The organism is Antrihabitans cavernicola, from assembly GCF_008297975.1.
GTDB lineage: Bacteria > Actinomycetota > Actinomycetes > Mycobacteriales > Mycobacteriaceae > Antrihabitans > Antrihabitans cavernicola.
Map to the genome: position 1 here is coordinate 24,408 of NZ_VLNY01000016.1, position 23,647 is coordinate 48,054.

The 23,647-nt window shown below is 64.9% G+C and carries 20 protein-coding genes; 11 read left to right on the top strand and 9 right to left on the bottom strand.

Going from position 1 to position 23,647, the window contains the following annotated elements; genetic code table 11:
- Positions 1-60 precede the first annotated feature (60 nt).
- The 3 genes from FOY51_RS23100 (at position 61) to FOY51_RS23110 (ending at position 3,397) form a co-directional block, all read left to right on the top strand.
- Positions 61-1,392, top strand: a complete 1,332-nt coding sequence (locus FOY51_RS23100) for a UDP-glucose dehydrogenase family protein (protein ID WP_149432630.1) — start codon at positions 61-63, stop codon at positions 1,390-1,392.
- A 179-nt stretch (positions 1,393-1,571) separates the two neighbouring features.
- Positions 1,572-2,984: a DUF7159 family protein gene (locus FOY51_RS23105; protein WP_149432631.1), complete on the top strand. Its 1,413-nt coding sequence runs from the start codon at positions 1,572-1,574 to the stop codon at positions 2,982-2,984.
- The gene (locus FOY51_RS23110; RefSeq protein WP_149432632.1) at positions 2,984-3,397 is read left to right on the top strand and encodes a PAS domain S-box protein; all 414 of its coding nucleotides are present in this window, start codon (positions 2,984-2,986) and stop codon (positions 3,395-3,397) included. The genes FOY51_RS23105 and FOY51_RS23110 overlap by 1 nt, the downstream gene beginning before the upstream one ends.
- Before the next feature lie 28 nt (positions 3,398-3,425).
- Here FOY51_RS23110 and FOY51_RS23115 read toward each other — a convergent pair whose 3' ends face one another.
- Positions 3,426-4,745: a YibE/F family protein gene (locus FOY51_RS23115; RefSeq protein ID WP_149432633.1), complete on the bottom strand. Its 1,320-nt coding sequence runs from the start codon at positions 4,743-4,745 to the stop codon at positions 3,426-3,428.
- Positions 4,746-5,087: 342 nt separating this feature from the next.
- The gene (locus tag FOY51_RS23120) at positions 5,088-6,296 is read right to left on the bottom strand and encodes a pyridoxal phosphate-dependent aminotransferase (RefSeq protein WP_149432700.1); all 1,209 of its coding nucleotides are present in this window, start codon (positions 6,294-6,296) and stop codon (positions 5,088-5,090) included.
- A gap of 179 nt (positions 6,297-6,475) precedes the next feature.
- On the opposite strand from FOY51_RS23120, the gene FOY51_RS23125 reads away from it, so the two are divergent.
- On the top strand, positions 6,476-6,772 hold the full coding sequence (locus tag FOY51_RS23125; protein ID WP_149432634.1) for a putative quinol monooxygenase: 297 nt from the start codon (positions 6,476-6,478) through the stop codon (positions 6,770-6,772).
- A gap of 2 nt (positions 6,773-6,774) precedes the next feature.
- On the opposite strand, the gene FOY51_RS23130 is transcribed toward FOY51_RS23125, so the two are convergent.
- Complete coding sequence (locus FOY51_RS23130) at positions 6,775-7,467, bottom strand: maleylpyruvate isomerase family mycothiol-dependent enzyme (protein WP_235916671.1); 693 nt, start codon at positions 7,465-7,467, stop codon at positions 6,775-6,777.
- 223 nt (positions 7,468-7,690) lie between these two features.
- Complete coding sequence (locus tag FOY51_RS23135) at positions 7,691-10,843, bottom strand: (Fe-S)-binding protein (protein ID WP_149432635.1); 3,153 nt, start codon at positions 10,841-10,843, stop codon at positions 7,691-7,693.
- Between the two features lie 413 nt (positions 10,844-11,256).
- On the opposite strand from FOY51_RS23135, the gene FOY51_RS23140 reads away from it, so the two are divergent.
- The 3 genes from FOY51_RS23140 to FOY51_RS23150 all read left to right on the top strand — a co-directional run bounded on the left by FOY51_RS23140 (position 11,257) and on the right by FOY51_RS23150 (position 12,846).
- Complete coding sequence (locus FOY51_RS23140) at positions 11,257-11,928, top strand: DUF8020 domain-containing protein (RefSeq protein WP_149432636.1); 672 nt, start codon at positions 11,257-11,259, stop codon at positions 11,926-11,928.
- Positions 11,929-12,031: 103 nt separating this feature from the next.
- Positions 12,032-12,352: an ArsR/SmtB family transcription factor gene (locus tag FOY51_RS23145; protein ID WP_149432637.1), complete on the top strand. Its 321-nt coding sequence runs from the start codon at positions 12,032-12,034 to the stop codon at positions 12,350-12,352.
- The gene (locus FOY51_RS23150; protein WP_149432638.1) at positions 12,349-12,846 is read left to right on the top strand and encodes an SRPBCC family protein; all 498 of its coding nucleotides are present in this window, start codon (positions 12,349-12,351) and stop codon (positions 12,844-12,846) included. Before FOY51_RS23145 ends, FOY51_RS23150 begins: the two co-directional genes overlap by 4 nt.
- A gap of 27 nt (positions 12,847-12,873) precedes the next feature.
- Here FOY51_RS23150 and FOY51_RS23155 read toward each other — a convergent pair whose 3' ends face one another.
- The 5 genes from FOY51_RS23155 to FOY51_RS23175 all read right to left on the bottom strand — a co-directional run bounded on the left by FOY51_RS23155 (position 12,874) and on the right by FOY51_RS23175 (position 19,208).
- Complete coding sequence (locus FOY51_RS23155) at positions 12,874-14,196, bottom strand: S1 family peptidase (RefSeq protein WP_149432639.1); 1,323 nt, start codon at positions 14,194-14,196, stop codon at positions 12,874-12,876.
- Positions 14,197-14,271: 75 nt separating this feature from the next.
- Positions 14,272-15,627: a S1 family peptidase gene (locus tag FOY51_RS23160; RefSeq protein WP_149432640.1), complete on the bottom strand. Its 1,356-nt coding sequence runs from the start codon at positions 15,625-15,627 to the stop codon at positions 14,272-14,274.
- 101 nt (positions 15,628-15,728) lie between these two features.
- On the bottom strand, positions 15,729-16,871 hold the full coding sequence (locus FOY51_RS23165; RefSeq protein ID WP_149432641.1) for a hypothetical protein: 1,143 nt from the start codon (positions 16,869-16,871) through the stop codon (positions 15,729-15,731).
- 98 nt (positions 16,872-16,969) lie between these two features.
- Complete coding sequence (locus FOY51_RS23170; RefSeq protein ID WP_149432642.1) at positions 16,970-17,413, bottom strand: hypothetical protein; 444 nt, start codon at positions 17,411-17,413, stop codon at positions 16,970-16,972.
- A gap of 61 nt (positions 17,414-17,474) precedes the next feature.
- Complete coding sequence (locus FOY51_RS23175; RefSeq protein ID WP_149432643.1) at positions 17,475-19,208, bottom strand: cytochrome c biogenesis protein DipZ; 1,734 nt, start codon at positions 19,206-19,208, stop codon at positions 17,475-17,477.
- Between the two features lie 252 nt (positions 19,209-19,460).
- Between FOY51_RS23175 and dnaK the strand changes: the two genes are divergently transcribed.
- The 4 genes from dnaK to FOY51_RS23195 are packed head-to-tail and all read left to right on the top strand — an operon-like array spanning position 19,461 to position 23,583.
- On the top strand, positions 19,461-21,320 hold the full coding sequence (dnaK, locus tag FOY51_RS23180) for a molecular chaperone DnaK (protein ID WP_149432644.1): 1,860 nt from the start codon (positions 19,461-19,463) through the stop codon (positions 21,318-21,320).
- Positions 21,317-22,012 (top strand): nucleotide exchange factor GrpE, encoded by a 696-nt coding sequence (grpE, locus tag FOY51_RS23185; RefSeq protein ID WP_149432645.1) that lies wholly within the window; start codon positions 21,317-21,319, stop codon positions 22,010-22,012. Before dnaK ends, grpE begins: the two co-directional genes overlap by 4 nt.
- 24 nt (positions 22,013-22,036) lie before the next feature.
- Positions 22,037-23,203, top strand: coding sequence for a molecular chaperone DnaJ (gene dnaJ / locus FOY51_RS23190; RefSeq protein WP_149432646.1), 1,167 nt, complete (start codon positions 22,037-22,039; stop codon positions 23,201-23,203).
- Positions 23,203-23,583 (top strand): heat shock protein transcriptional repressor HspR, encoded by a 381-nt coding sequence (locus tag FOY51_RS23195; protein WP_149432647.1) that lies wholly within the window; start codon positions 23,203-23,205, stop codon positions 23,581-23,583. Before dnaJ ends, FOY51_RS23195 begins: the two co-directional genes overlap by 1 nt.
- Positions 23,584-23,647 lie beyond the last annotated feature (64 nt).

The window sequence follows — 23,647 nt, forward strand, 5'->3', positions numbered from 1 at the left end:
TTGCCTCGACACCTCCCTCGAGGTCGGCGCCCGCTAACCGTCGGCGACTACCAATCGGGTATGCGCTGCACAGTTTTCGGAACCGGATACCTCGGCGCCACACACGCCGCCTGCATGGCCGAGCTGGGTCACGACGTCCTCGGCGTCGATATCGACCCCGGCAAGGTTGCCAAGCTGTCGTCGGGTGAGGTGCCCTTCTACGAGCCAGGACTCGCCGACGTCCTGCGTCGCAACCTGGATGCGGGACGCCTGCAGTTCACCACCTCGTACGACGACGCTGCCGCCTTCGCCGACCTGCACTTTCTCGGCGTCGGCACACCGCAGAAGAAGGGCGAATACGGCGCCGATCTGCGCCACGTCCATTCCGTCGTCGATTCCCTCGCGCCACGGTTGGACCGGCCGTCGGTGATCGTCGGGAAGTCGACCGTGCCGGTGGGAACGGCGGCCGAGCTGGGCGCTCGTGTGCGAGACCTTGCGCCGGACACCGACATCGAGGTTGCCTGGAATCCGGAGTTCCTGCGCGAGGGCTTTGCGGTTGCCGACACCCTGCGCCCCGATCGCCTGGTCCTCGGGTTGGACCGGACCAGCAGCGGTCACGAGCGCGCCGAGGCGCTGATCCGCGAGCTCTACGCCGACCTGATCGCCGCCGAGATTCCTTTCCTGACAACGGATTTGGCAACGGCCGAGCTGGTGAAGGTCTCCGCCAATGCCTTTCTGGCGACCAAGATCTCGTTCATCAACGCGGTGTCCGAGGTGTGTGAGGCTACCGGCGCCGACGTGACGCAGCTGGCCGATGCGTTGGGCTACGACGCTCGCATCGGCAGGCGATTCCTCAATGCAGGCCTCGGTTTCGGCGGTGGCTGCCTGCCCAAGGACATCCGGGCGTTCATGGCCCGGGCCGGCGAGTTGGGTGCCGACCACGCGTTGACCTTCCTGCGCGAGGTGGACAACATCAACATGAGGCGTCGCACCAAGGTGGTGGAGATGGCCGCGGTGGCGTGCGGCGGGTCGCTGCTGGGCGCCAATGTCGCTGTCCTCGGTGCGGCTTTCAAGCCCGAATCCGACGACGTCCGGGACTCGCCTGCGTTGAACGTGGCGGGCATGATCCAGCTGCACGGTGCGGCGGTCACCGTCTACGACCCCAAGGCGCTGGAGAACTCGCAACGCCTGTTTCCGACGCTGAATTACGCAACGTCCGTCACCGAGGCATGCGACCGTGCCGATGTGGTGCTGTTGCTCACCGAGTGGGCAGAATTCGTGGCGTTGCGACCTGACGATCTCGATCCTGTCGTTCGGCAGCGATCGATCATCGACGGCCGAAACTGCCTGGACAGAGACGTGTGGACCGCAGCGGGCTGGACCTACCGCGGCCTGGGCCGACCGGGAAACTAGGGCCTTGGGCCCGACGCTCGGTACGTTTATGCTGTGTCGATCGGACCCGAGGTTCGGGCGATCTGCTGCCGGGATTTTCTCGCGAGGCAGCCGGTCGGTAGCACAGCAGTTAGAATGAGCCACGGGCCGAGCGCGAAAGCATGTTCGCGTTTGGAAGGGGATTGAAGAAAAAGGGATTCATGGGTTCTGTTCTGGGCGTTTCCGTGGGGGCGAGTGCTGTGCGTATGGCACGCCCGGATGTCGGGGGCCTCGGTGGCTATCCCGACACTCGGACTTTCGCCCAACAGGCGGTCATCGTTACACAGCCACGCAGCGAAGAGTTGGCAGCGGAATCCATCGGCGTGGCGCTGGCATCCGGTGAGCCGATCGCTGCGACCGGCATCGCGTATCGCGATGCCCAGCAGGCGAAGGCGATCGACGCTGCGATGAGTCGCCAGCAAGTCCACAACTATCACCTGGTCCCGGAGGCCTCGGCGATCGTCGAGTATCTCGAGTCGACCGGCGAGATCCAGGGCTACTCCACCCTCGCCATCTACGACCTCGGTAGCTCGGGTCTGTCGATCAGCGTGGTCGACGTCCGCTCCCGCGAGGTGCGCTACCTCGAGCGGACCATCGACATCAGCGGCGACTACTTCGACTCCCTGATTCGAGAGCATCAGGTCGCGTCCGGACGTCTCGACTATCCGGCCACCCAGCAGGACGTTCTCGACCAAGATGAACGGTGTCGCGGCGTCAAAGAGCAGCTGTCCACGAACTCGGGTGCGGCATTGCCGTCGGACAACGGCCTCGTGCTGCTGTCGCGGGAGAATTTCGACTCACTGATCGTGCTTGCGGTCGAGGCGTCGGCGCGCATGACCCGCGACGTCATCGTCCATTCCGAGCAGCCGGTCGAAGCTGTGGTCGTGGTCGGCGGCGGTGGCCGAATTCCGTTGGTGCAGAACGTTCTGCGTACCTGGATGGGTATGCCGGTGATCGTCCCGGACAGTCCGGAAACAGTCGCCGCTCGTGGTGCCGCGCTGTTGGCGCGGCCCGTTCGCCCGGTACGGCAAGCGGCCGCACCGGTTCCACAGAGCACCCCGGCCTGGCTGGCCGCGAACACCGGCGGGGAGCACACGCCGTCGCGCCGCAAACGCGAGATCAGCGGTGCGGGCCTTGCGGTGACGTCGTTGGCTGTGATCGCGGCGATCGGACTGGCGCTCGGCTACGGTGGCCAGATGCTCGAGCGGGGGACCGGAAGCAGCGATCCGGAGACAACACTGCCGAAACCGCCTTCGCGCACCACCACGTCCGATCCGTCCATCGCCGTCGCACCGATGAAGCCGACCACGGACAGTCCCATCCCGCTGCCGCCAGAGGTGGTTGCTCCGCAGCCGCAGCAACAGCCACAGACCCAGCAGCAACGCCAGCAGCAGTCCCAGGCCGAGGTCGACGAACCCGCGCCGGGTCCGCCGCCGCCCGCGCCTGGTCCGCCACCGGTGATCATTCCGGGGCTGCCGCCGATCGTGATTCCGACGCTTCCGCCGCCCCCACCGCCACCGCCGATGCCGCGAATCGATCTGCCGCCGTTGCCGCAGTTGCCGAGGTTCCCCTGATGACCAAGGCGCAGATGCGTGAGATGACCGAGTCCGACTACTCGGCCTTGCTCAGGGGCAGCCCGGTGCCGATCGTGGTGCACGGTGAGGATTCACGGGTGGTCGACGCCAACCCCGCGTTCGCGGAGTTGTTCGGGTACTCGATGTCCGAGGTGCTGAACCTGCATGCGCACGACGTGATTCACCCGGACGATCAGGCGGTCAGGGACCACCAGGCCGAGCAATTGCTCAACCAAGAACATACGACGATGAACGTCGCGCGCCGCCTCGTCCGCAAGGACGGATCGAGTGTGTGGGCGAAGGTGCGCAAGTCGTCGATCAAGCGGCCCGACGGCGTCGTGGTGATGGTCTTCTTCGAAGACTGGACCGACCAGCATTGGGACGATCCCGCCAAGTTCGACCCAGATCACTAGCGACCCAGATCACTAGCGGCCTGAGTCACTAGCGCGAGTGCCGCCCGCTCGAGCCAGCGCCGCCGGGTGCCTGTGCCGGTGCGGGAACTCGTCCGAGCGGCCTGGCCAGTAGTACTGCGATCGCCGTCGTCAGCGGCACCGAGAGTGCCAGGGCGATGCCACCGACAGCAGATCGCGCGATCTCGATCGCGACGGCGTCGCCGGTCAGCACGTCCTGAATGGACCGCCCCGCCACGCTGAACAGCAGCAATAGCGGCAGCGCACCACCGGCGTATGCCAACACCAAGGTATAGACGGTGCTGGCGATGTGGTCGCGGCCCACTCGCATCGCGGATGTGAAAATGTCTCTGCGCGTGGCATTTTCGTCGATCGCGGCGAGCTCGAACGCCGCCGATGCCTGAGTGATGGTGACGTCGTTCAACACACCCAGCGAGCCGATGATGAAGCCGGCGAGCAATAGACCGGTGATGCTGACGTGCTGGAGATACGTCTGAACATTGGTGTTCTGCTCTTCGGAGAGCCCGGTCAGGTGGGTCATCTTGATCGCGACCCACGACAGGAATGCCGCAAGGATCATCGACGCCAGCGTGCCGAGCAGCGCCGAGCTGGTCCGTAGATTGACTCCGTGCGCCAGGTAGAGCACCGCGTAGAGGATCACCGCACCCGCCACCATGGCGACGGGGATGGCGGGCTTGCCGTCGAGCAGTGCAGGCAGCAGGAACGTCACGAGTACCGCGAACGCGAACACCAACCCGATCACGGCGCGCAGCCCACGCCACCGCGCGACGATCACGATCACCACCAAGAACACAAGGCCGATGATGATCAGCGACGAGCCGCGCGCGTAGTCGTTGAACGAGTAGATCGTGGCGCCGGACGGATCCGTCTGCTTGACCAGTCGAATGTTGTCGCCGACCCGCAGATCCGGCTGACCCGGCCCCTGCGCGATCTCGAGCAGAGTCTTGCTGCCCGCGTCGGATCCGGACTTGATGTCGATCAGGCTGCGCTGGCACTGATATGAAGAGTTCGGCGCGGGAAGAGGATTCGCTGTCAGCACCTTGCCCGCCGACTCGCTGCCGCACGCACCCATGTCCTGCTGCGTGACCGACGCGGCCACGGTGGTGACGGCACCGCCGCCCGCCGTCTGGAACGGCAGCGGGATGTCGACGTTCTGCTTGCTCGGCCACAACACGGCCGCGCTGACGATCACCACGAGGCCGATGGTCGCGAGAAGTCCGATCACCACCCACTTGGCTGCGGCACCGATCGCGAGCGGAGTATCGGAATGGCCGTGCCCATGACCATGGCCGACGCTGGGATTGTCCGGGCGCCCGTGCTGGGGGCTCACAGGGACACCGGCCGTGAGTTGTCTACTCGCACCGCATCAGCGTAATGAATGTCTGCGCGACCCTCGGTGTTGTGGCCTGGTGGGTCGGTGTGCAGTCTCGCGAAAACGAAAAAAGTTTTGGGGGGTGGCGGAGAGCAGGGGGGGGTGTCCCCGCCACCCGGCTGCGGCAACGCCCAGGGGGGGTGGGCGGCCGGAACCGGCACGCGTAGTGCCAGCTACTAATGTACAGACATAAAGTGGGTTTACGCCAGTCGGTCTGATAATCCAGTTTTTCTGGACGCCTACTCAACAAAAGTGTCTCAAAACAAACTTTCGGTTTGTTTTGTCTGAATTCAATCCGTTTTACTGCGAGTAGTTCGCGAGGAAGTTGCCGAACCGCTCGATGGCCACCGCGAGGTCGCGCGCCCACGGCAAAGTGACGATACGAATGTGGTCGTGCGTCGGCCAGTTGAAGCCGGTGCCTTGGACCACCAGGATCTTCTCCTGCAGCAACAGGTCCTGCACCAGTTTCTCGTCGTCGTGGATCTCGTGCACGTTCGGGTCGAGCTTGGGGAACGCATACAACGCCCCCTTCGGCTTCACGCACGAGACGCCGGGGATCGCGTTCAACTTCTCGTACGCGACGTCGCGCTGCTCCAGCAGTCGACCGCCGGGCAGGATCAGGTCCTCGATGCTCTGGTGTCCGCCGAGTGCTACCTGAATCGCATGCTGCGCAGGAACGTTCGGACACAACCTCGACGACGCAAGAAGGTCGATGCCCTCGAGGAAGCCCGACGCGTGCTCCTTCGGCCCGGTGATGGCGAGCCAGCCCGCGCGGTAGCCGGCAACGCGGTACGCCTTCGACAGGCCGTTGTAGGTGAGGCACAGCAGGTCGGGGGCCAGCGACGCGAGCGACACGTGCTTGGCGTCGTCGTAGAGGATCTTGTCGTAGATCTCGTCGGCCAGCAGCAGCAGGTGATGCTTGCGGGCGATGTCGACCAGCTGCTGCAGCACCTCGGTCGAGTAAACCGCGCCGGTCGGGTTGTTCGGGTTGATAACCAGCAGCGCCTTGGTCTTGCTGGTGATCTTGGATTCGATGTCGGCGATGTCGGGTTGCCAGTCGTTCGACTCGTCGCAGCGGTAATGCACTGCGGTGCCGCCGGCCAGGCTCGTCATCGCCGTCCAGAGTGGGTAATCGGGCGACGGAATCAGCACTTCGTCGCCATTGTCGAGCAGCGCTTGCATGGTGATCGTGATGAGTTCCGAAACACCGTTGCCCAGGTAGATGTCGTCGACGTCCAATTCGGGAAACCCGGGTACCAATTCGTAGCGCGTGACGATCGCACGTCGGGCGGAGAGTATGCCCTTGGACTCCGAATACCCCTGCGCGTACGGCAGTGCGGCGATGATGTCGCGCATGATCACGTCGGGCGCCTCGAAGCCGAACGGCGCCGGGTTGCCGATGTTGAGCTTGAGGATGCGGTGGCCTTCGGCCTCCAGTCGTGCTGCGTGAGCGTGTACCGGGCCACGGATCTCGTACACCACGTTCTGCAGCTTGGTCGACTGACCCAGCTGGCGCGGCGGGACGTGATGATGCGAGGTCGGTGGTGTGACCGGCTCTGACTCCGGGCTCGAATTCGGTGTGCTCACACCCCATATGGTGCCACCCTCCGTCCACCGGTTTTCGGCGATGCCCGCAGGTAGTCTCGAAAACGCGTCACCACGAGGTGGCCGAAGCGAGAGGAAGCGCTGTGACCGAACTGCATGTCGTTGCCACCATCGAAGCCAAGCCCGAGGCCGTCGATCAGATTCGTGACGCCCTGAAAACGCTGGTCGCATCGTCGCGGACGGAGGAGGGCTGCACCTCGTACGACGTCTACGAGTCCGCCGCCGCCCCAGGAACGTTCGTCACCGTCGAGGTCTGGGCAAGCCAAGCTGATCTCGACCGGCATCTGCAGTCGCCCGAATTGCAGCAGACCATCGCAGGCGTCAGCGACAAGCTCGCGTCGGCTCCCGCGATTCACCCGCTGCAGGCCATCGCGGTATAGCTCTAGAGCCAGGCAGGCGGTGCCGGAGCGTCGGACGAGAGTCCGCCGGCGCCGCGGCCGACGGCCCACTGTGTGACGGCCGCCAACGATCCGCGCACCCCGGCTGTGTTGGTCGAATTCTCTTGAACCGCAACAGGTTCTCTGCCGTCGACCTCGATGATCAGATCTGCGCCCAAGTCGTTGTTGCGCCACGAGTCGACGACGTCGGCGAGCAGCGCCTCCAGAACCGACTCCGGGAACTCGTCGAAGGTGGCTCCCGTCCCGAGGTCGATCGCGTGAATCCAGACCTCGCGGGCGCGCATCCATACGGTGTCGGCCGCCGGTATCGCGGCGCCTTTCGCATTGCGGACTTCGGCGCGCCAGCCCTCGTGCGACAGTTGCCGCCACTGCTCGTCCAGTCGGGCAGCTGATTGATTGAACAGATTGCGCAGTTCGACGCCGCCCAGGTTCGCGCCCTCGGCGATCTGACGTGCGCGTTCGTCCATCGACTCGTACATAGGATTCTCGACGCCTGTCTCGGCCCAGTCGAGCAGACGGCCGAGCGCGTCGGCGTTGTAACCGACGTGCGCTACTACATGCTTGCGCGTCCAGTTCGGCAGCGTGGACGGGGCGTCGAGGTCGGAGTCGTTCAATTCGACGAGGCGCTGCGCAAAGTAGGCGGTGCCACGTCGCACGATCTTCAGCTGTTCGGGCACAGCGAGATCGTGAAATGTGCTTGGGCCGTGCAGGGTCACAGAAGTCCTACCTCCCCCGGTTGACTGACCACCAGTATGGCGGCAAAACCATAAGTTTTGCAGTCTGTTCGGAGCTGAGCCCGGATCACTTCGCGGTGGTTCTACCGACTTCGCGCTGCCGATCGCGTGGGCGAAGACAAGAAAAGGTCCGCGAGGTGACCTCGCGGACCTTTTCGAGTAGGGCTTACCTACGACCGGGCGGCTTGGCTCCCGACTTGAAACCCAGCCCGCCTGCCTTGGCTGCTGGGGGAGGCGGGGTCGGCGCAGACTCTGCTTTCGCAGACTCCGCTTTCGGAGCTTCTGCCTGTGGTTCCTCGACCGCTGGCGCTTCAGCCTCAGCCGGCTGCTCGGCCTTCGGCTCCGCAATAGGTGCCGCTGCTCCTGGTGCTTTTGCGCCTGGCTTCTTGAAGCCCGACTTCACGGCGAGACCCTTGGGCTTCACCGTCGGCATGGTCGGTTCTGCGGCGGGAGCTGCAGGTTCAGCAGTGCCGGCTGCAGTCTCCGGCTCAGCCGACTCCTCGGCCTTCGGCTCCGCAACAGGTGCCGCTGCTCCTGGTGCTTTTGCGCCAGGCTTCTTGAAGCCCGACTTCACGGCGAGACCCTTCGGCTTCACCGTCGGCAGTGCTGCTCCCGCCGGTGCGGCGTCAGTTTCCACCGACTCGGCCGGAGCCGGTGCTGCTGCGCCGGGTGCCTTCGCGCCAGGTGCTTTAGCGCCGGGTGCCTTCGCGCCAGGTGCTTTGGCCAAGCCCTTCATCGCCAGACCCTTGGGCTTGGCTTCGGGAGCTGCCGCAGCGTCGGTAGCGGGAGCGTCGGCGGCCTGTGGGGCAGCCTTTGCTCCTGGCGCCTTGGCACCGGGTGCCTTCGCGAGGCCCTTCATGCCGAGGCCCTTCGGCTTGTCGGCTACGGGCGCAGCGTCGTCGGCCTTGGGTGCCGCCTTTGCGCCGGGGGCTTTCGCACCGGGTGCCTTAGCCAGACCCTTCATGCCGAGGCCCTTGCCTGCGGGCGCCGCGGCCGTGGTCGACGCAGCGGCCTCGACCTCTTCGACTCGCTCGGCTTCCTTGACCTCGGCCGTCGCCTCCGCCGCAACCGGTGCGGGCTCGGCCCTCGGCGTCTGGACGACCTTGGTGTTCTCGCTGAGCTGCGTCGGTTCCAGGCGGGTGATCGAGCCGAGCATCAGCTGTGCGACGTCGACAACCTCGACACCTTCGCCCTGACCGGACTCCTGGCGCGCGGTCACACCGTCCGTGAGCATCACACGGCAGAACGGGCAGCCGGTTGCGATCTTCTTCGGGTTGGTGGACAGCGCCTCGTCGACGCGGTCGATGTTGATGCGCTTGCCGATGTTCTCTTCCATCCACATGCGCGCGCCACCGGCACCACAGCACATGGACCGCTCGGCATGCCGCGGCATTTCCTTGAGCGTGGTGTTCGACGCGGCCATCAGCTCGCGGGGAGCGTCGTAAACCTTGTTGTGCCTGCCGAGGTAGCAGGGGTCGTGGTAGGTGACGTCCTCGTTGGTCGAGGCCACGGGAATCAGCTTCTTCTGTCGCACAAGGCGATTCAGCAGCTGCGTGTGGTGAACCACCTCGTAGTCGCCGCCGACCTCCGGGTATTCGTTACCGAGCGCGTTGAAGCAGTGCGCGCAGGTGACGACGATCTTGCGCTTGCTCTTCTCGACTCCGTCGAACACCGAGTTGATGGTCTCGATGTTCTGCTGGGCAAGCTGCTGGAACAGGAACTCGTTGCCCGCTCGCCGAGCCGAATCGCCGGTGCAGGTCTCGTCCGCACCGAGGACCATGAACTTGACGCCCGCGGTCGCGAGCAGCTCGGCGACGGCCTTGGTGGTCTTCTTCGCGCGATCCTCGTAGGCACCGGCGCAGCCGACCCAGAAGAGGTACTCGTAGTCGTCGAAGGTGTCGGCGTCCTTACCGAAGACCGGAATGTCGAAGTCCATCTCGGAGATCCAGTTGAGGCGATCCTTGGAGTTCTGGCCCCACGGGTTGCCCTTGTTCTCCAGGTTCTTGAACAGGCCTGCCAGCTCGGACGGGAACTCCGACTCGATCAGCACCTGGTAGCGGCGCATATCGATGATGTGGTCGACGTGCTCGATGTCCACCGGGCACTGCTCGACGCAGGCTCCGCAGGTGGTGCAGCTCCACAAGACTTCGGGATCGATGATGCCGCGGAGATCCTCGGAGCCGACCAGCGGACGCTCGGACTCGGTACGTGCGGCTTCGGAGATCTTTGCGAGCTTGGCGTCGTCGGGCGTGCCGTCGCCGTCGACAAGGCCGACCTCGTCGCCGCCGATATCGGTACGACCACCGGCAAGCAGGTACGGCGCCTTCGCGTAGCCGTGATCGCGCAACGACATGATCAGCAATTTGGGCGACAGCGGCTTTCCCGTGTTCCAGGCCGGGCACTGTGACTGGCAACGACCGCACTCGGTACACGTCGTGAAGTCGAGCCAGCCCTTCCAACTGAAGTCTTCGATCTTGCCGACGCCGAGCAGGTCGTCCTCGCCCGGATCCTCCAGGTCGACGGGCTTACCGCCGGACATCATCGGCTTCGCGGCACCGAGTGCGACGCCGCCGTCCTTCTCACGCTTGAAGTAGATATTGGGGAACGCCGAGAAGCGGTGCCAGGCAACGCCCCACGTGATGTTGCGGCCGACCATCAGCAGCCAGATCATGCCGGACATCAACTTGATGAACGCGAAGATCGACACCATCACGACGCTCTCGGGGAGCAGCTTCGCGACGTTCATGGTGAAGAAGTCGGTCCAGGCGTTCGACTCGTGGAAGGTGGCGATCTTGCCCGCCTTCACGAACACCATGCCGAGACCTTCGATGAGGACGACCCATTCGACGAAGTAGGCGGGGCCGAACTTGGAGCCGCTGAAGCGGGAGAGACGCTCGGGCAGGCGCGGATGGTTCAGCTGACGGATGGTCATCAACGTCAGGATGCCGAGCACGGTGCCGACACCGAGGATCTCGTCCATCAGGTGGTAGATCTTCCAATTGCCGACGAACGGCCAGTGGAATTCGGGGTTGAACGTCTGGCCGTACGCCTCGAACCAGAACACTGCGCCGGCCATGAACCCGATCATCACGAGCCAGTGCGCCCAGCCGACGGTACGGAATTTCACCATGCGGGTGTGTGCGAGGAACTCGACGATCATCTGCTTGAAGCGCGGGAAGAACGGACGCCAGCGATCAGGCGCGGGCTGACCGATCGTGATCGTGCGGAACATCCGGTATGCGCCACTGAGGAAGGATGCCCAACACACGAGGCTGAGCAGGGCCCCAATCGTGCCCAACGTAATCGTCAGGGCATTCATGTCGCGGCCTTTCTGTAGTGGCAGCGAGTCCGCCGCCGGTCAGGCAGTATCGTAATCCACGATAAGTTACTAGCCAGTAATATTGCTACGTACACCTGCTGGAAACCAGACATTCAGTAACCAGATGTACCTTTTTCCAAACCACGTGTCACTGGCGACGCAGCTGTCACAAGTAAGGTATGTGGTCGAAGAATCGGCCTCCAGTGCAGGTCAGGCTTAGTCGGACACAAACCATGATCAGACTCGCTTCTCGGTCACGATTCGGCTACGCTCACCCCAGCCTGTCCAATGTGTCCTGCTTCACGGTCGTCGGGGAGGGTTGACAAAACCTATCGTGAAACCTGGGGATTCGAACGCCCTCGAAACCCAGAGCAGGACGCTGCAGACCTGAGTAGGAATGGATCAATTTCAGTATGAACATCCGCAGACTCACCGCGACCGCGGTGCTCGTAATTGCTGCTATGGGAGTCGGAATGGGCACGTCGGCCGCAGCGCCGGCCGCGCCTACCGACAAGGGGGTCGGCTACGAGGCCAAGCTCGTCGACAAAACGGTGGTGACCACCCTGGACGGCGGTTTCTTCCAGGTGTCGAGTGACGGCAAGACTGTCGATGTGAAGGACAAGGCGTCGGGCAACGCGCTCGTCACCCTTCCGCTCGCATTCAACTTCAACAACGCGACCTTTCCTTTGGTGAACAAGGTGAGCAACGACGGCAAGGTCCTCGAGACCACGCCGGACCTGCTGCACGGTAAGCCGCTGTTGCGCCCGGTTGCCTCGACGATCGAGAACCAGGCGGCGATGAGCGCCTTCGCAACCCAGCTCGGTATTGCAACCGCGATCGGTGGCCTCACCGGCACCGCAATCGGTGCCGTTGTCGGCGGCATCATCGGCAGTGCGGGCCTCCTTGGCGGCCCCGTTGGTCTCGCGACGATCCTCGGTGGCATCGCCACGGGCGCAGGCGTGGGTGGCGTCATCGGCACCATCGTTGCCGGCGGTCCGACGCTGCTCATCGCGGGCGTCGACTTGGTCAGCACGCTCACGGCGCCTCCGGGCACCAGCAAGTACGCCGATCAGCTGCCGAAGTAACTGATCTCAGCTTTACCGACAGAGCCCGCTCTCCTTCTGGAGGGCGGGTTTTTTCGTGTTCAAGCCTTGACCGCACCCATCCGTAAGTGGATACTTACGGTTAGTGGCTACTTACCAAGCGGGAGATGAATGGGGCGCACTCGCCGACAAGACGAGGCGCACGATTCTCGAACGGCTTGCGGCAGGCCCGTGCGCGGTCGGCGATATCGCCCGCGGGATGCCGATCAGTCGACCTGCGGTGTCACAGCACCTGAAGGTGCTCAAGGATGCCGGTCTGGTCTGTGATCGCGCCGCGGGCACTCGGCGCATCTATCAGCTCGATCCGAACGGCATGGAAGCGCTGCGCGCGCAGCTCGACAGGTTTTGGAGCCAGTCCCTGGCCGCCTACAAAGAGGTTGTCGAACACGACGAGGAGAGATCATGACGCACACCCAGGCAGAGCCGATACAGCAGACGATCGTCGTCAACGCACCGCTCGAGCGAGCGTTCTCTGTTTTCGTCGACAGATTCGACGCCATCAAGCCGCGCGAGCACAACCTCTTGGCCGTCCCGATTGCGGAGACGGTCTTCGAGCCCCGCGTCGGGGGCAACATCTACGACCGCGGCGTCGATGGCACCGAGTGCCGCTGGGCGCGCGTGCTGGCCTACGAGCCGCCGAACCGCCTCGTGTTCAGCTGGGATATCGATATGCGCTGGCAGATCGAGACCGACCCGAACAAGACGAGCGAGGTGGAGGTCCGATTCATCGCCCAATCCGCCGACAGCACGCGCGTCGAGCTCGAACATCGCAATCTCGAGCGCCATGGTGACGGCTGGGAAGCGGTGCGCGACGGCGTCGACAACGAGGCTGGCTGGCCGCTCTACCTACAGCGCTACGCCGACCAGGTGAACGAGCCGGGGGACCCCGCACGCCAATAGACGTCGTGAGGGGGCCCCTCGCTCACGTCAGGAGGTGCGCACCTGCAGGCCCGGGTTCTCGGCCAGCACAACGTTGAGCGTGGTGGCGAAGAGAATCGGGGTGTCGCCGGTGATCGAACCGATCAGCTCGGGAATGGCGCAGAACGGTGCGTCGGCTACCGACGACGCGCTCGAAACTCCGAGGGCCTTGGTGCCGGTGATGATGGCGCCGCCGCTGTCACCGGGCAGTGCGCAGATGGTGGTGGAGAACGCGTCGTTGAGCGTGCGATCGCCGACCGTCACCGACTGGCCGACGGAATTGATTGTGCCGCAGCTGAATCCGGTGCGCGATCCCGACTTGCAGACCGGCGCGCCGACAACCGGCTGAGCAACACCATCGATGGCGACGGGTGCCTGGCCTGGCACGCGAACCAGGTTGTTCTGGAACCGGGTCTTGGCCGCCTCGTCGATGCCGATCAGGGCGTAGTCGTGGCTGTTGAGCACCGTCTTCTCGAACGAGCCGACCTTGGGGCCAACGCTGTCACCGACGCCGACCGCGTGGACCGGCGTGGCGTCGGCGGTGCCTGCGGCGGCCAGATTGGGGTCGCAGTGGCCTGCGGTGATGTTCACGACGCGACCCGCTGCATCGGTGCCGTTGAAGCCGAGCGAGCACCGCAGCGAGTTGTCGCCGGCGAGTGCTGCGTAGGCGTCGCCGCCTTCGAGGGAGTCCGGTGTAGCCGCGGCGATGTCGGCGGCCTTGGTTGGCGCCTTCTCCGGTCCGACGGCAGGGGGTGTGACGAGCACGCGAGGCTGGAACGGATCGAGGAAGCCGGGCAGCGGCACGCCGCCCGCGACCTGCTGCACCCGGATCGACAGCGTGTTGTTCAGCAGGTCGACCGCGGCACCGCGAACCAGCTTGGCGACGTCGGTGGGCTGGCCGCGAAGCCAATCGTCGAAGGCGGTGAGCTGATCGTTGAGACTCGCCTCCGACCGCGCGACATCCTTGACGCCGAAGCCGGCGGCCTGTGCGGCAGCGCGCGCGGGACCCGCGTTCGGTCCCGCCAGTGCGACGATCGCCTTGCCCTGATCGTCGAGCCAGCTGCCCGCGAACGCGTCGGGGTACTGAATCCGCGCGATCGACGCGAACTCGCCCAGCTTCTGAGCCAGCTCGGAGCGCTCGATGTACTGGTCCGGCGTCAGCTGCAGGTCGTGCTGCAGCGCCTGGGTCAGTTCGATCGGCAGATGCGCCGCCTGATCCGAAACGCCTGGGTCGGTACCGGGGTCCGCCTGCGCGATGGCCGTCGTCGGGCCGAGCAGCAGCAGTGCGGTGGAACCGAACAGTGCAGCCTTACGTGCGATGGAGCGTCGCATGAATGCCTCTCGCGTTATGGGACACCAGCGCGAAAGGCGCGGTCACAACGAAAGACTATAGGGCAGCGAAATGAATCAACTGGCGCTGTTACCGGTACGCACAGCAAGTCCGGAGCCGATGCCGCCGCCCGACGACGAGTTCGCGTCGGCCAGAATCTCGCGAATCGGGATGCCGAGGCTTGCGGTTCCACCATTCGGAGCGAGGACTCGGTTGGCCTCGTCGCAGTCCGGCGCCATCGCGCTGTTGGACCCGCTGGTGATGCCGAGGGCCAGAGTGCCGGAGACGATTGCGCCGCCGCTGTCACCCGCGAGGGTGCATGCGGTGCTGGCAAATCCGCGAACCGTCCGGCTGGAGCCGTCGTCGGTGAACAACTGGGTCTCCACCCGATCGGCTGCGACGATTCCGCAGGTGAAGGTGGAGGTCTGACCCGTCTTGCACAGCGGAGCGCCGACCACGGGTGCGGCGGTTCCGGTGATCGTCAACGTGGTGCCGTTGGCGCCGCGCACGTGCGGACGATCCAGCCCCGCGTTGGTTGCCGTCTTGTTCAGCTTGATCAGCGAGTAGTCGAGTTCGGAGCTGCCACCCAGCGTCGACTTGGCGAATACGCCGATCTGGGGGCTGTTCTCCAGGTGCGACGGCGTCGGACCGAAGACGGGAGCGGTGCCGCCGGTCGTCACGTTGGGGTTGCAGTGGCCCGCGGTGATGTTGATGGCGTTGCCGACGGAATCGGTGCTGTTGAAGCCGAACGAGCACACACCGATTTCGCTCGGCGGCGTGCCTTTCAGAGTGCTCTTCGCGGTGATGTAGGTGTCGCCACCCATCGGCGAGTGGTCGACCGGACCGCCGCCACCCGGCGACAGGATCACCTTGATGTTCGCGAGGACTGTCGGGAGATTCAGTACGCGACCGATGGGGCTGTTCGCGATGTCGACGACGATCTGATTGTTCAGCAGATCGATGGCGATGGAATTGACCTGCGAGCTCGCCTCACGCGGAAGTTTCGACAGCCAACGGTTCAGCTCGGCGAGCGACTGCTCCAGGCCGTCCGCGGAGATGGGCGCCATCCGCGTCTTGTAGCCGTCCTTGGCGGCGATGGCAGCCGCTTCGTTCGAGGTGACGGCAACCGTGGCAGAGCCGTCCTGGCCCATGAACGCACCGGCGAACGCCTGCGGGTGCTCGGCACGGAATTCACGCGCGTAGCTGCCGAGCTTCTGTGCAGCCGCGGCCCGGTTCAGGTATTCCTGCGGGCTCATCTTCAGATCGCGCTGGATGGCCTGTGTGAGCTCGGCAGGCAGCTGATCAGCGGAAAGCTGGGTCGGCGCAGCGGAATCCGCGGGTGCCGCACTGGCTGTGAAGGAGGAAAACGACGTGTAGAGCAGTATCGCTGTGGAACCGATTACTGCAGCGCGAAGCGCCACCGACTTACGCATGAAATCCCTTCAACTCCCCGACCGTGCGCCATAACACTAGGGCACGAGGGGACAAAAGCTTGCACCACGATGGGCGCAGCGGCGTCACCTGCAGCGTTGCCTCAGTACGGGTAGTTGGGGTCGCCCGGACGCGGGAAAGTGGGGATCCCGTACGGATTCGGAACGGTTGGAAAATGCCGTGTGGTGGTCGGTGAGTCGGTCTCGGTCGGTTCCTCGGACGGGACGGTCGTCGGTGCGACCGTGACTGGCGGTTCAGTCGTCGGGGGTGGCGGCTGCGGTGTCGTGACCGGGGGTGGCGGCGGCGGTGTCGTCACCGGGGGTGGCGGGGGCGGCGCAGGTGCCTGCGTCGTTTGCGGAGCGACCGACTCTTGCTCCTGAGTCTGAGTGGGCGGCGCGAACACGACGGGTGCCGAGGTGCGCGTGGTGGTCGGCGGAACGACAGCGCTGGTCGGGGCATCGCGGATGGTCGGCACCTCGGTGGTGTCGTTGCTCTGCAGGGCGATTGCGACCGCACCACCGCCGAGGGCGAGTACGGCCGCCGCACCGGCGGCGATGATCAGCGGAGTCTTGCGGCGCTTTTCCGGAACCGCTTCCGCCTCGACGATCTGGCTGCTCGGCGGTACGTCGAGTGGCGGCAGGGCGATGGGGATTTCGGTCGCCGTCGAATAGGCCTGCGCGCCGACCATCGGACCTGCGGTCACCGGGAACTCTTCGGTCATGTCCTGCGGGTCGCCTGCCGCGCCGGAGACCGGCACCGTTCCGGACGCCGCATCGTGGGCGACCAGCGCAGCGCCGAGAGCCAGATCCTTGTCCGAACCTGCGTCGTCCTGTCGGACCAGTTTGACCTGGTTGAGCCCCAGGTAGTCGAGTGAGTCGCGTACCGAGTCGACGGTCGGTCCGGTCCACTCCGCCGGATACGTCGCAACGATCCGATTGGGCTCGCCGAGTCGATCGCCGACCTCGTTGATCAGGCAGAACATGGCGGTGGCGACGAGGTCTTCGGCGCGATACGCATCGCCCTGATCGACGCTGATGCCCTCGGGATCGCCGACGTGGCCCACGAAATCGGACACCGTCTTGTAGGTGCCGTCGGCCGGAGCGTCGCCGAGCACGGTGTCGCCGTCGTCGGACATGTGCAAAACGGTCGGGCGCACCACGTATTCGGGTTCGGAGAGGCGGCCGGACGTCACAATGGCGGCAACGCTCTCGGCATCACCGACCCGTAGGCCCAGTCCCGTGGCCATACACTCCCCATCTGTTCCAGCTCCGGCTCGCTGCCGTTTCAGCTTGAATGTCGCATTCAGCCACCGGTTTGGTTACAGAATCTACAGTTCGAGGCCGATCACTGCGCCTGGTGGAGCCAGGACACAAAGAAGAAGAGCCCACCGATCAGCAGCACAACGGCGAAAGGTACCGGCCAGATCGGCCCCGAACGGTCGAGCAACCTGCGGGCGAGACGCAGTTGCAGTATCCCGATCGCGGCGATCGCAAGGCCGAACACCGGCACGAGGAACACGGCGAGTGCGTGGACGGCCCAAGCTCCGGCGAGTGTCGGCCCGCCCCACGATTGGGCGTAACTGTCGTCGTCGATCAGGGGGTAGAAGATTCCGCGGAAGGCTCCGAGCACGGCAAGAAACGCCAGGAACCAGGCGAGCAGACCGACGCAGCCGGCAAGGACGGCGTTGATCAGCACGCGGTAATCGCGCGACTGTGTCACCGCGACCACCGAACGTGGCGGTGCGGTCAGTGCGTATCTGGCATGCCGAAGCAGGTTTCGGAAGGTCACCCCGTCGACGCTAGGTGCCACCTGCGCCCGCGGGCGTCACACCGAGGTATGAGATTCGCGATCAGCCGTAGGTGAACGAAAACGCTTGCAGCCCTTTGTCGAGACTCACGGTGAGGCTGCTCGCGGCGTTCGTCGGACCGTCGTGAATCTTGTACAGCGTGGGAGCTCCGCTGATCGGGATCTTCTGCTGGACGCCGTTCTCGTCGACGGTCAGGGTGCCTTGGCCGCCGACAACGATGAACACCTGGCGAGCGTGGTAGTTCAGTCGGATGCTCGCCTGGTCGTCGATGGCGGTGACACCTTCGTAATCGACGTCGAATCGGCCTCGCATCGCGAACGAGTCGGCGGGAAAGGGAGTCGGATAGTCGTAGGTGGCTTCGCCTGCCAGCAGCGGGCCGGGCCCTGCGTAGTTGACCTGTTTGCCGACGTTCAAGTACGTCTCGCGCGTTGTCGAGGATTGCGGTGTGGTGTCGGTGTTCGCCGTCATCTGCGGGAGGTCGGCTTTGGCGTTGTTGTCCTTCACCAGCTGGCGGATGAGGTTTTCGGTCACGTCGTAGTCGCCCTCGCCGAACTTGACGTGCCGAACCACACCCGACGCGTCGATCAGGTAGTGCGCGGGCCAGTACCGATTGCGGTAGTTGGTCCAGGTTGCGAGGTTGTTGTCTTGGGCGATGGGATACGTGATCCCGAGTTTCTGGGCACCGGAGATCACGTTGCGGGTCTCCTTCTCGAACGCGTACTCCGGCGCATGCACGCCGATCACCTCGAAGCCGTCGTTGCGGTAGGTGTTGTACCAGTCGACCACGTGCGGGATGGAGCGCTGGCAATTGATGCACGAGTACGCCCAGAAGTCGATCAGGACCACCTTGCCGTGCAGGCTTTTCAGATCGATCGGCTGCCCGTCGGGGGTGTTGATCCAGTTGGTGATGCCCTTGATGTCGGGAGCCGTCCCGCAGCTTTCCAATTGCGTTGCGCCGTCGGTGCACTCGTCCAGATCGCGGTTCTGATCGTTGACGAGCCCGCCGAGATCGAGCTTGTTCTGGATATCGCTGGAGTCGCCTACCTTGTCCTGCAGCGCGCTGGTGTAGTCGGGTATTGCGCGCTGCAGCACCGCGGGCAGGTCGAAGACGAGGCCGATCGCCAGCGCGATCATCAGGATTCCGCCGACCATTCGAATGGCGCGTTGCCGCTGGCGAAATGCCCGGACCCGTTCCGCGACCCGACGCCCGGCCAACGCGAATATCAGCAGTGGAATTGCGGCGCCGATCGAGAATGTGACGGTGAGAACAATTGTGTCCCAGCCGATTTCGCCGGTCGAGCCGGCAACGGCGATTGCCGCGAGCACGGGCCCCGCGCACGGCACGTAGACCGCGCCGAGTGCGAGGCCGAGAACGAATCCGCTGCGTTGCGTGTCGACCTGGCGCTGCGGAATCCACGAGAACGGCTTCTCCAGGATGTGCTCGAACTGCGGAAAGATCAGCCCGATCCCGATCAGCACCAACACGACCAATCCCGCCCAGCGCAGCAGGTCTTGCGGCAGGCCGAGGACGGACAGCAGTGCCGATCCGACCAGAGTGAAGGTTGCAAAGCTCAGCACCAGTCCGGCGATCACCAGGTAGGGCCGCAGTTTCGACGGCTGTTTCACCAGGGTCGCTGTTCCGCCGCCGGCGCCTTCGGTCTCGCGGGTGCCCTGTGCGCCTGCGGAGATGAAGATGACGGGGAGTACCGGCAGGATGCAGGGTGAAATTCCGGTGATCAGACCGCCGAGTAGTCCGATCAGCGCCAGGGTGCTCATGCACTGACTTCGTTGCTGCCCCGATTTCGGCTTGGACCGGGCGCACCGGGAACAAATCTGCGCAGACGCCCGTTGGACACTTCGACAGCATTGAGTGCGGTTCGCTCAAGTTCGACTTGACGGCCGATGGGGCAGCCGGGCAAGCTTGAGCCGCTCACGCTCAGATGTACTGCGTGCAAGACCTACAGGGTGCAAGAAATACACCGCCGCGCCGCACCAGCGTCGTGGCAACCGTAATAGGGAGGAACAACAATGGCTCGTGCGGTCGGGATCGACCTCGGAACCACCAACTCCGTCGTGTCCGTTCTGGAGGGCGGCGAGCCCGTAGTGGTCGCCAACTCCGAGGGCGCGCGGACCACACCGTCGATCGTCGCTTTCGCCAAGAACGGCGAAGTGTTGGTCGGCCAGCCCGCCAAGAACCAGGCGGTCACCAACGTCGACCGCACCATCCGCTCGGTCAAGCGCCACATCGGCACCGACTGGAACGTGGAGATCGACGGCAAGAAGTACACGGCGCAGGAGATCAGCGCCCGCACTCTGATGAAGCTCAAGCGCGACGCGGAGTCCTACCTCGGTGAAGAGATCACCGACGCGGTCATCACCGTCCCCGCGTACTTCGAGGACGCACAGCGTCAGGCCACCAAGGAAGCCGGCCAGATCGCCGGCCTCAACGTGCTGCGCATCGTCAACGAGCCCACCGCCGCCGCACTGGCGTACGGCCTGGACAAGGGCGAGAAAGAACAGACCATCCTGGTCTTCGACCTCGGTGGCGGCACGTTCGACGTGTCCCTGCTCGAGATCGGCGACGGCGTCGTCGAGGTCCGCGCGACCTCCGGTGACAACCACCTCGGTGGCGACGACTGGGACGAGCGCATCGTCACCTGGCTCGTCGACAAGTTCAAGGCCAGCCAGGGCATCGACCTGACCAAGGACAAGATGGCCCTGCAGCGTCTGCGTGAGGCTGCCGAGAAGGCGAAGATCGAGCTGTCATCCGGACAGAGCACGTCGATCAACCTGCCCTACATCACGGTCGATGCCGACAAGAACCCGCTGTTCCTCGACGAGCAGCTGACCCGCTCGGAGTTCCAGAAGATCACCTCGGACCTGCTCGATCGCACGCGTGCGCCGTTCCAGTCCGTGATCAAGGACGCAGGTATCTCGGTCGGCGACATCGACCACGTCGTGCTGGTCGGTGGCTCCACCCGTATGCCCGCCGTCTCCGATCTGGTGCGCGAGCTGACCGGTGGCCGTGAGCCGAACAAGAACGTCAACCCCGACGAGGTCGTCGCGGTCGGCGCAGCCTTGCAGGCAGGCGTGCTCAAGGGTGAGGTCAAGGACGTTCTGCTCCTCGACGTCACGCCGCTGTCCCTCGGCATCGAGACAAAGGGTGGCGTGATGACCAAGCTCATCGAGCGCAACACCACCATCCCCACCAAGCGGTCCGAGACCTTCACCACAGCAGACGACAACCAGCCGTCGGTGCAGATCCAGGTGTTCCAGGGTGAGCGCGAGATCGCGTCGCACAACAAGCTGCTCGGCTCGTTCGAGCTGACCGGTCTGCCCCCGGCCCCGCGTGGCGTCCCGCAGATCGAGGTCACCTTCGACATCGATGCCAACGGCATCGTGCACGTGACCGCGAAGGACAAGGGCACCGGCAAGGAGAACACGATCAAGATCCAGGACGGCTCCGGCTTGTCCAAGGAAGAGATCGACCGGATGGTCAAGGACGCCGAGGCGCATGCCGAGGAAGACAAGGCCCGCCGCGAAGAGGCCGAGGTTCGCAACCAGGCCGAGTCGCTGGTGCACCAGACCGAGAAGTTCATCAAGGACAACGAAGAGAAGGTGCCCGCCGACGTCAAGGAGAAGGTGGAGGCTGCGATCACCGAGGCCAACACTGCCCTGGCGGGTTCTGACATCTCCGCAGTGAAGTCCGCGGTGGAGAAGCTGGCCACCGAGTCGCAGGCCCTCGGCCAGGCGATCTACGAGGCATCGGCCGCCGAAGAGCGCGCAGCCCAGGGTGACGGTGCCGGACCGACCGACGGTTCCGCTCACGCGGACGACGTTGTGGACGCGGAGGTCGTCGACGAGCCGACCGACGCGGACAAGAAGTGACCGGCGGGCGGGGCGAGCGAAGCGACGGGGGATTTGGCGCCGAGCAAGAACCGGTCACGTTCGTCGACAAGCGGAAGATCGATCCGGACACCGGTGAGGTTCGGGACGCGTCGCAGCAGGTGACGGAAACCATCACGGTTCCCACCGCTGCGCCGCAGCCTGGCTCAACCGCTGCTGCGGCGCAGCCGGAGCCGGGGACTGCTGAGGTCGTCGAACCCGCTGCCGAACCGGATTCGCGCGACGTCGAACTCGCGGAGCGGACCGCTGATCTGCAGCGGCTCTCCGCCGAGTACGCGAACTTCCGCAAGCGTGCCGATCGCGAGAAGAAGGCTGCGCGTGAGGCAGGCAAGGAATCGGCGGTGGTCGAGTTGCTGGGCGTTGTCGACGATCTCGAGCGTGCGCGTGCGCACGGCGATCTCGAGACCGGTCCGCTGAAATCGTTGGCGGACAAGCTCGGTGCGGCGTTGGCCAAGATCGGTCTCAGCGAGTTCGGTACGGAGGGTGAACCTTTCGACCCGAACCTGCACGAGGCCGTGCAACACGAGGGCGACGGCCGGGATCCGGTCATCGGCGTCGTGATGCGCAAAGGCTATGCGCTGGGCGACCGCGTGCTGCGGCACGCCATGGTGGGTGTGACCGATGCGGTTGCCCCTGTCGGCGTCGAACCCGATGTCGACGAAGAACAGCAATAACGCGGTGAGAGGAGGAGATGCCCAGTGAGCCAACGGGAGTGGATCGAGAAGGACTTCTACAAGGAGCTGGGTGTCTCCTCCAGCGCCTCCTCCGACGAGATCAAGAAGGCGTACCGCAAGCTCGCGTCGAGCCTGCATCCGGACAAGAATCCGGGTGACACCAAGGCCGAAGAGCGGTTCAAGTCGGTCAGCGAGGCCAACGCCGTGCTGGCCGATCCGGCGAAGCGCAAGGAGTACGACGAGACTCGGCGCCTGTTCGCAGGCGGCGGTCGCGGCGGCTTCCAGCCCGGTGCCGGTGGCGGATTCACCGGCGGTGGAACCGAATTCAACATCGGTGACCTGTTCGGTGGCGGAGCTCAAGGCGGCGACGGTGGCATCGGCGACCTGTTCGGTGGTTTGTTCAACCGCGGTGCGGCTCGCCCGACCACTACCCGGCCACGCCGGGGTAGCGATGTGGAAACCGAGACGACGTTGGGCTTCCGCGAGGCTGCCCAGGGTGTGACGGTTCCGCTGCGGATGACCAGTCCGTCGCCGTGTACAACGTGCCACGGCAGCGGCGCCAAGCCGGGCACCAGTCCGCGAGTGTGCCCGAACTGCAACGGTTCCGGCATCGTCAGCCGCAATCAGGGTGCGTTCGGCTTCAGTGAGCCGTGCGACGACTGCCGCGGTACCGGCTCGCTGATCGACGATCCCTGCGACGACTGCCGCGGCACCGGAATCCAGAACCGCACCCGCACCATCACGGTGCGCGTGCCCTCCGGCGTGAGCGACGGCCAGCGGATCAGGTTGGCCGGTCAAGGTGAGGCGGGCTTGCGCGGTGCGCCGTCGGGTGATCTGTACGTGACGGTGCACGTGCGCAACGACAAGGTGTTCGGCCGGGTCGGCGACGACCTGACGCTGGTGCTGCCGGTGAGCTACGGCGAGCTGGTGCTGGGCACCACGGTGTCGGTGCCGACGCTGGAAGGCCGTGTCGGCGTGAAGGTTCCGCCAGGGACCGTCGACGGTCGCATCCTGCGTGTTCGCGGTCGTGGTGTGCCGAAGCGGGCAGGCGGTGCGGGCGATCTGTTGGTCACCGTGCGCGTCGCCATTCCGCAGAAGCTGGACGACGCGGCCACCGAGGCACTGACCAAGTATCTCGAGGTCGAAAAGGCCGGCGGCTTCGATCCACGATCGGGCTGGGCAGGAGCTTGATGATGGAGTCGGAAGAGGTGTTCGTGATCTCGGTTGCCGCCGAGCTCGCGGGTATGCACGCGCAGACGTTGCGCACCTACGACCGGCTCGGTTTGGTTACCCCGCAACGCACGTCGGGCGGAGGTCGGCGCTACTCGGCCCGCGATGTCGCACTGCTCCGTGAGGTGCAGCGGCTGTCGCAGGACGAGGGCGTCAACCTCGCGGGGATCAAACGCATCATCGACCTCACCAATCAGGTGGAGGCGCTGCAGCATCGGATCACCGAGATGGCAGCGGAGATAACGCAGTTGCATGGTGGCGCCTACCGGCGCGGCGATCTGGTGCCGATTCCTCGGAGTACTGCACTTGTCGTGTGGCAGCCGAAGAATCGGCGCGGCTAGTAAACGCAGAACGCGCACGTTGTGTACGTGCCGCGATCGTTGCAACGTGCGCGACGCGTACACA

What these genes read in the sequence shown, in the direction of transcription:
- FOY51_RS23100 (WP_149432630.1), top strand. Translation starts at nt 61, where the DNA reads ATGCGCTGCACAGTTTTCGGAACCGGATACCTCGGCGCCACACACGCC.
- FOY51_RS23105 (WP_149432631.1), top strand. Translation starts at nt 1,572, where the DNA reads ATGGGTTCTGTTCTGGGCGTTTCCGTGGGGGCGAGTGCTGTGCGTATG.
- FOY51_RS23110 (WP_149432632.1), top strand. Translation starts at nt 2,984, where the DNA reads ATGACCAAGGCGCAGATGCGTGAGATGACCGAGTCCGACTACTCGGCC.
- FOY51_RS23135 (WP_149432635.1), bottom strand. Translation starts at nt 10,843, where the DNA reads ATGAATGCCCTGACGATTACGTTGGGCACGATTGGGGCCCTGCTCAGC.
- FOY51_RS23140 (WP_149432636.1), top strand. Translation starts at nt 11,257, where the DNA reads ATGAACATCCGCAGACTCACCGCGACCGCGGTGCTCGTAATTGCTGCT.
- FOY51_RS23150 (WP_149432638.1), top strand. Translation starts at nt 12,349, where the DNA reads ATGACGCACACCCAGGCAGAGCCGATACAGCAGACGATCGTCGTCAAC.
- FOY51_RS23155 (WP_149432639.1), bottom strand. Translation starts at nt 14,196, where the DNA reads ATGCGACGCTCCATCGCACGTAAGGCTGCACTGTTCGGTTCCACCGCA.
- FOY51_RS23160 (WP_149432640.1), bottom strand. Translation starts at nt 15,627, where the DNA reads ATGCGTAAGTCGGTGGCGCTTCGCGCTGCAGTAATCGGTTCCACAGCG.
- FOY51_RS23165 (WP_149432641.1), bottom strand. Translation starts at nt 16,871, where the DNA reads ATGGCCACGGGACTGGGCCTACGGGTCGGTGATGCCGAGAGCGTTGCC.
- FOY51_RS23175 (WP_149432643.1), bottom strand. Translation starts at nt 19,208, where the DNA reads ATGAGCACCCTGGCGCTGATCGGACTACTCGGCGGTCTGATCACCGGA.
- dnaK (WP_149432644.1), top strand. Translation starts at nt 19,461, where the DNA reads ATGGCTCGTGCGGTCGGGATCGACCTCGGAACCACCAACTCCGTCGTG.
- FOY51_RS23195 (WP_149432647.1), top strand. Translation starts at nt 23,203, where the DNA reads ATGATGGAGTCGGAAGAGGTGTTCGTGATCTCGGTTGCCGCCGAGCTC.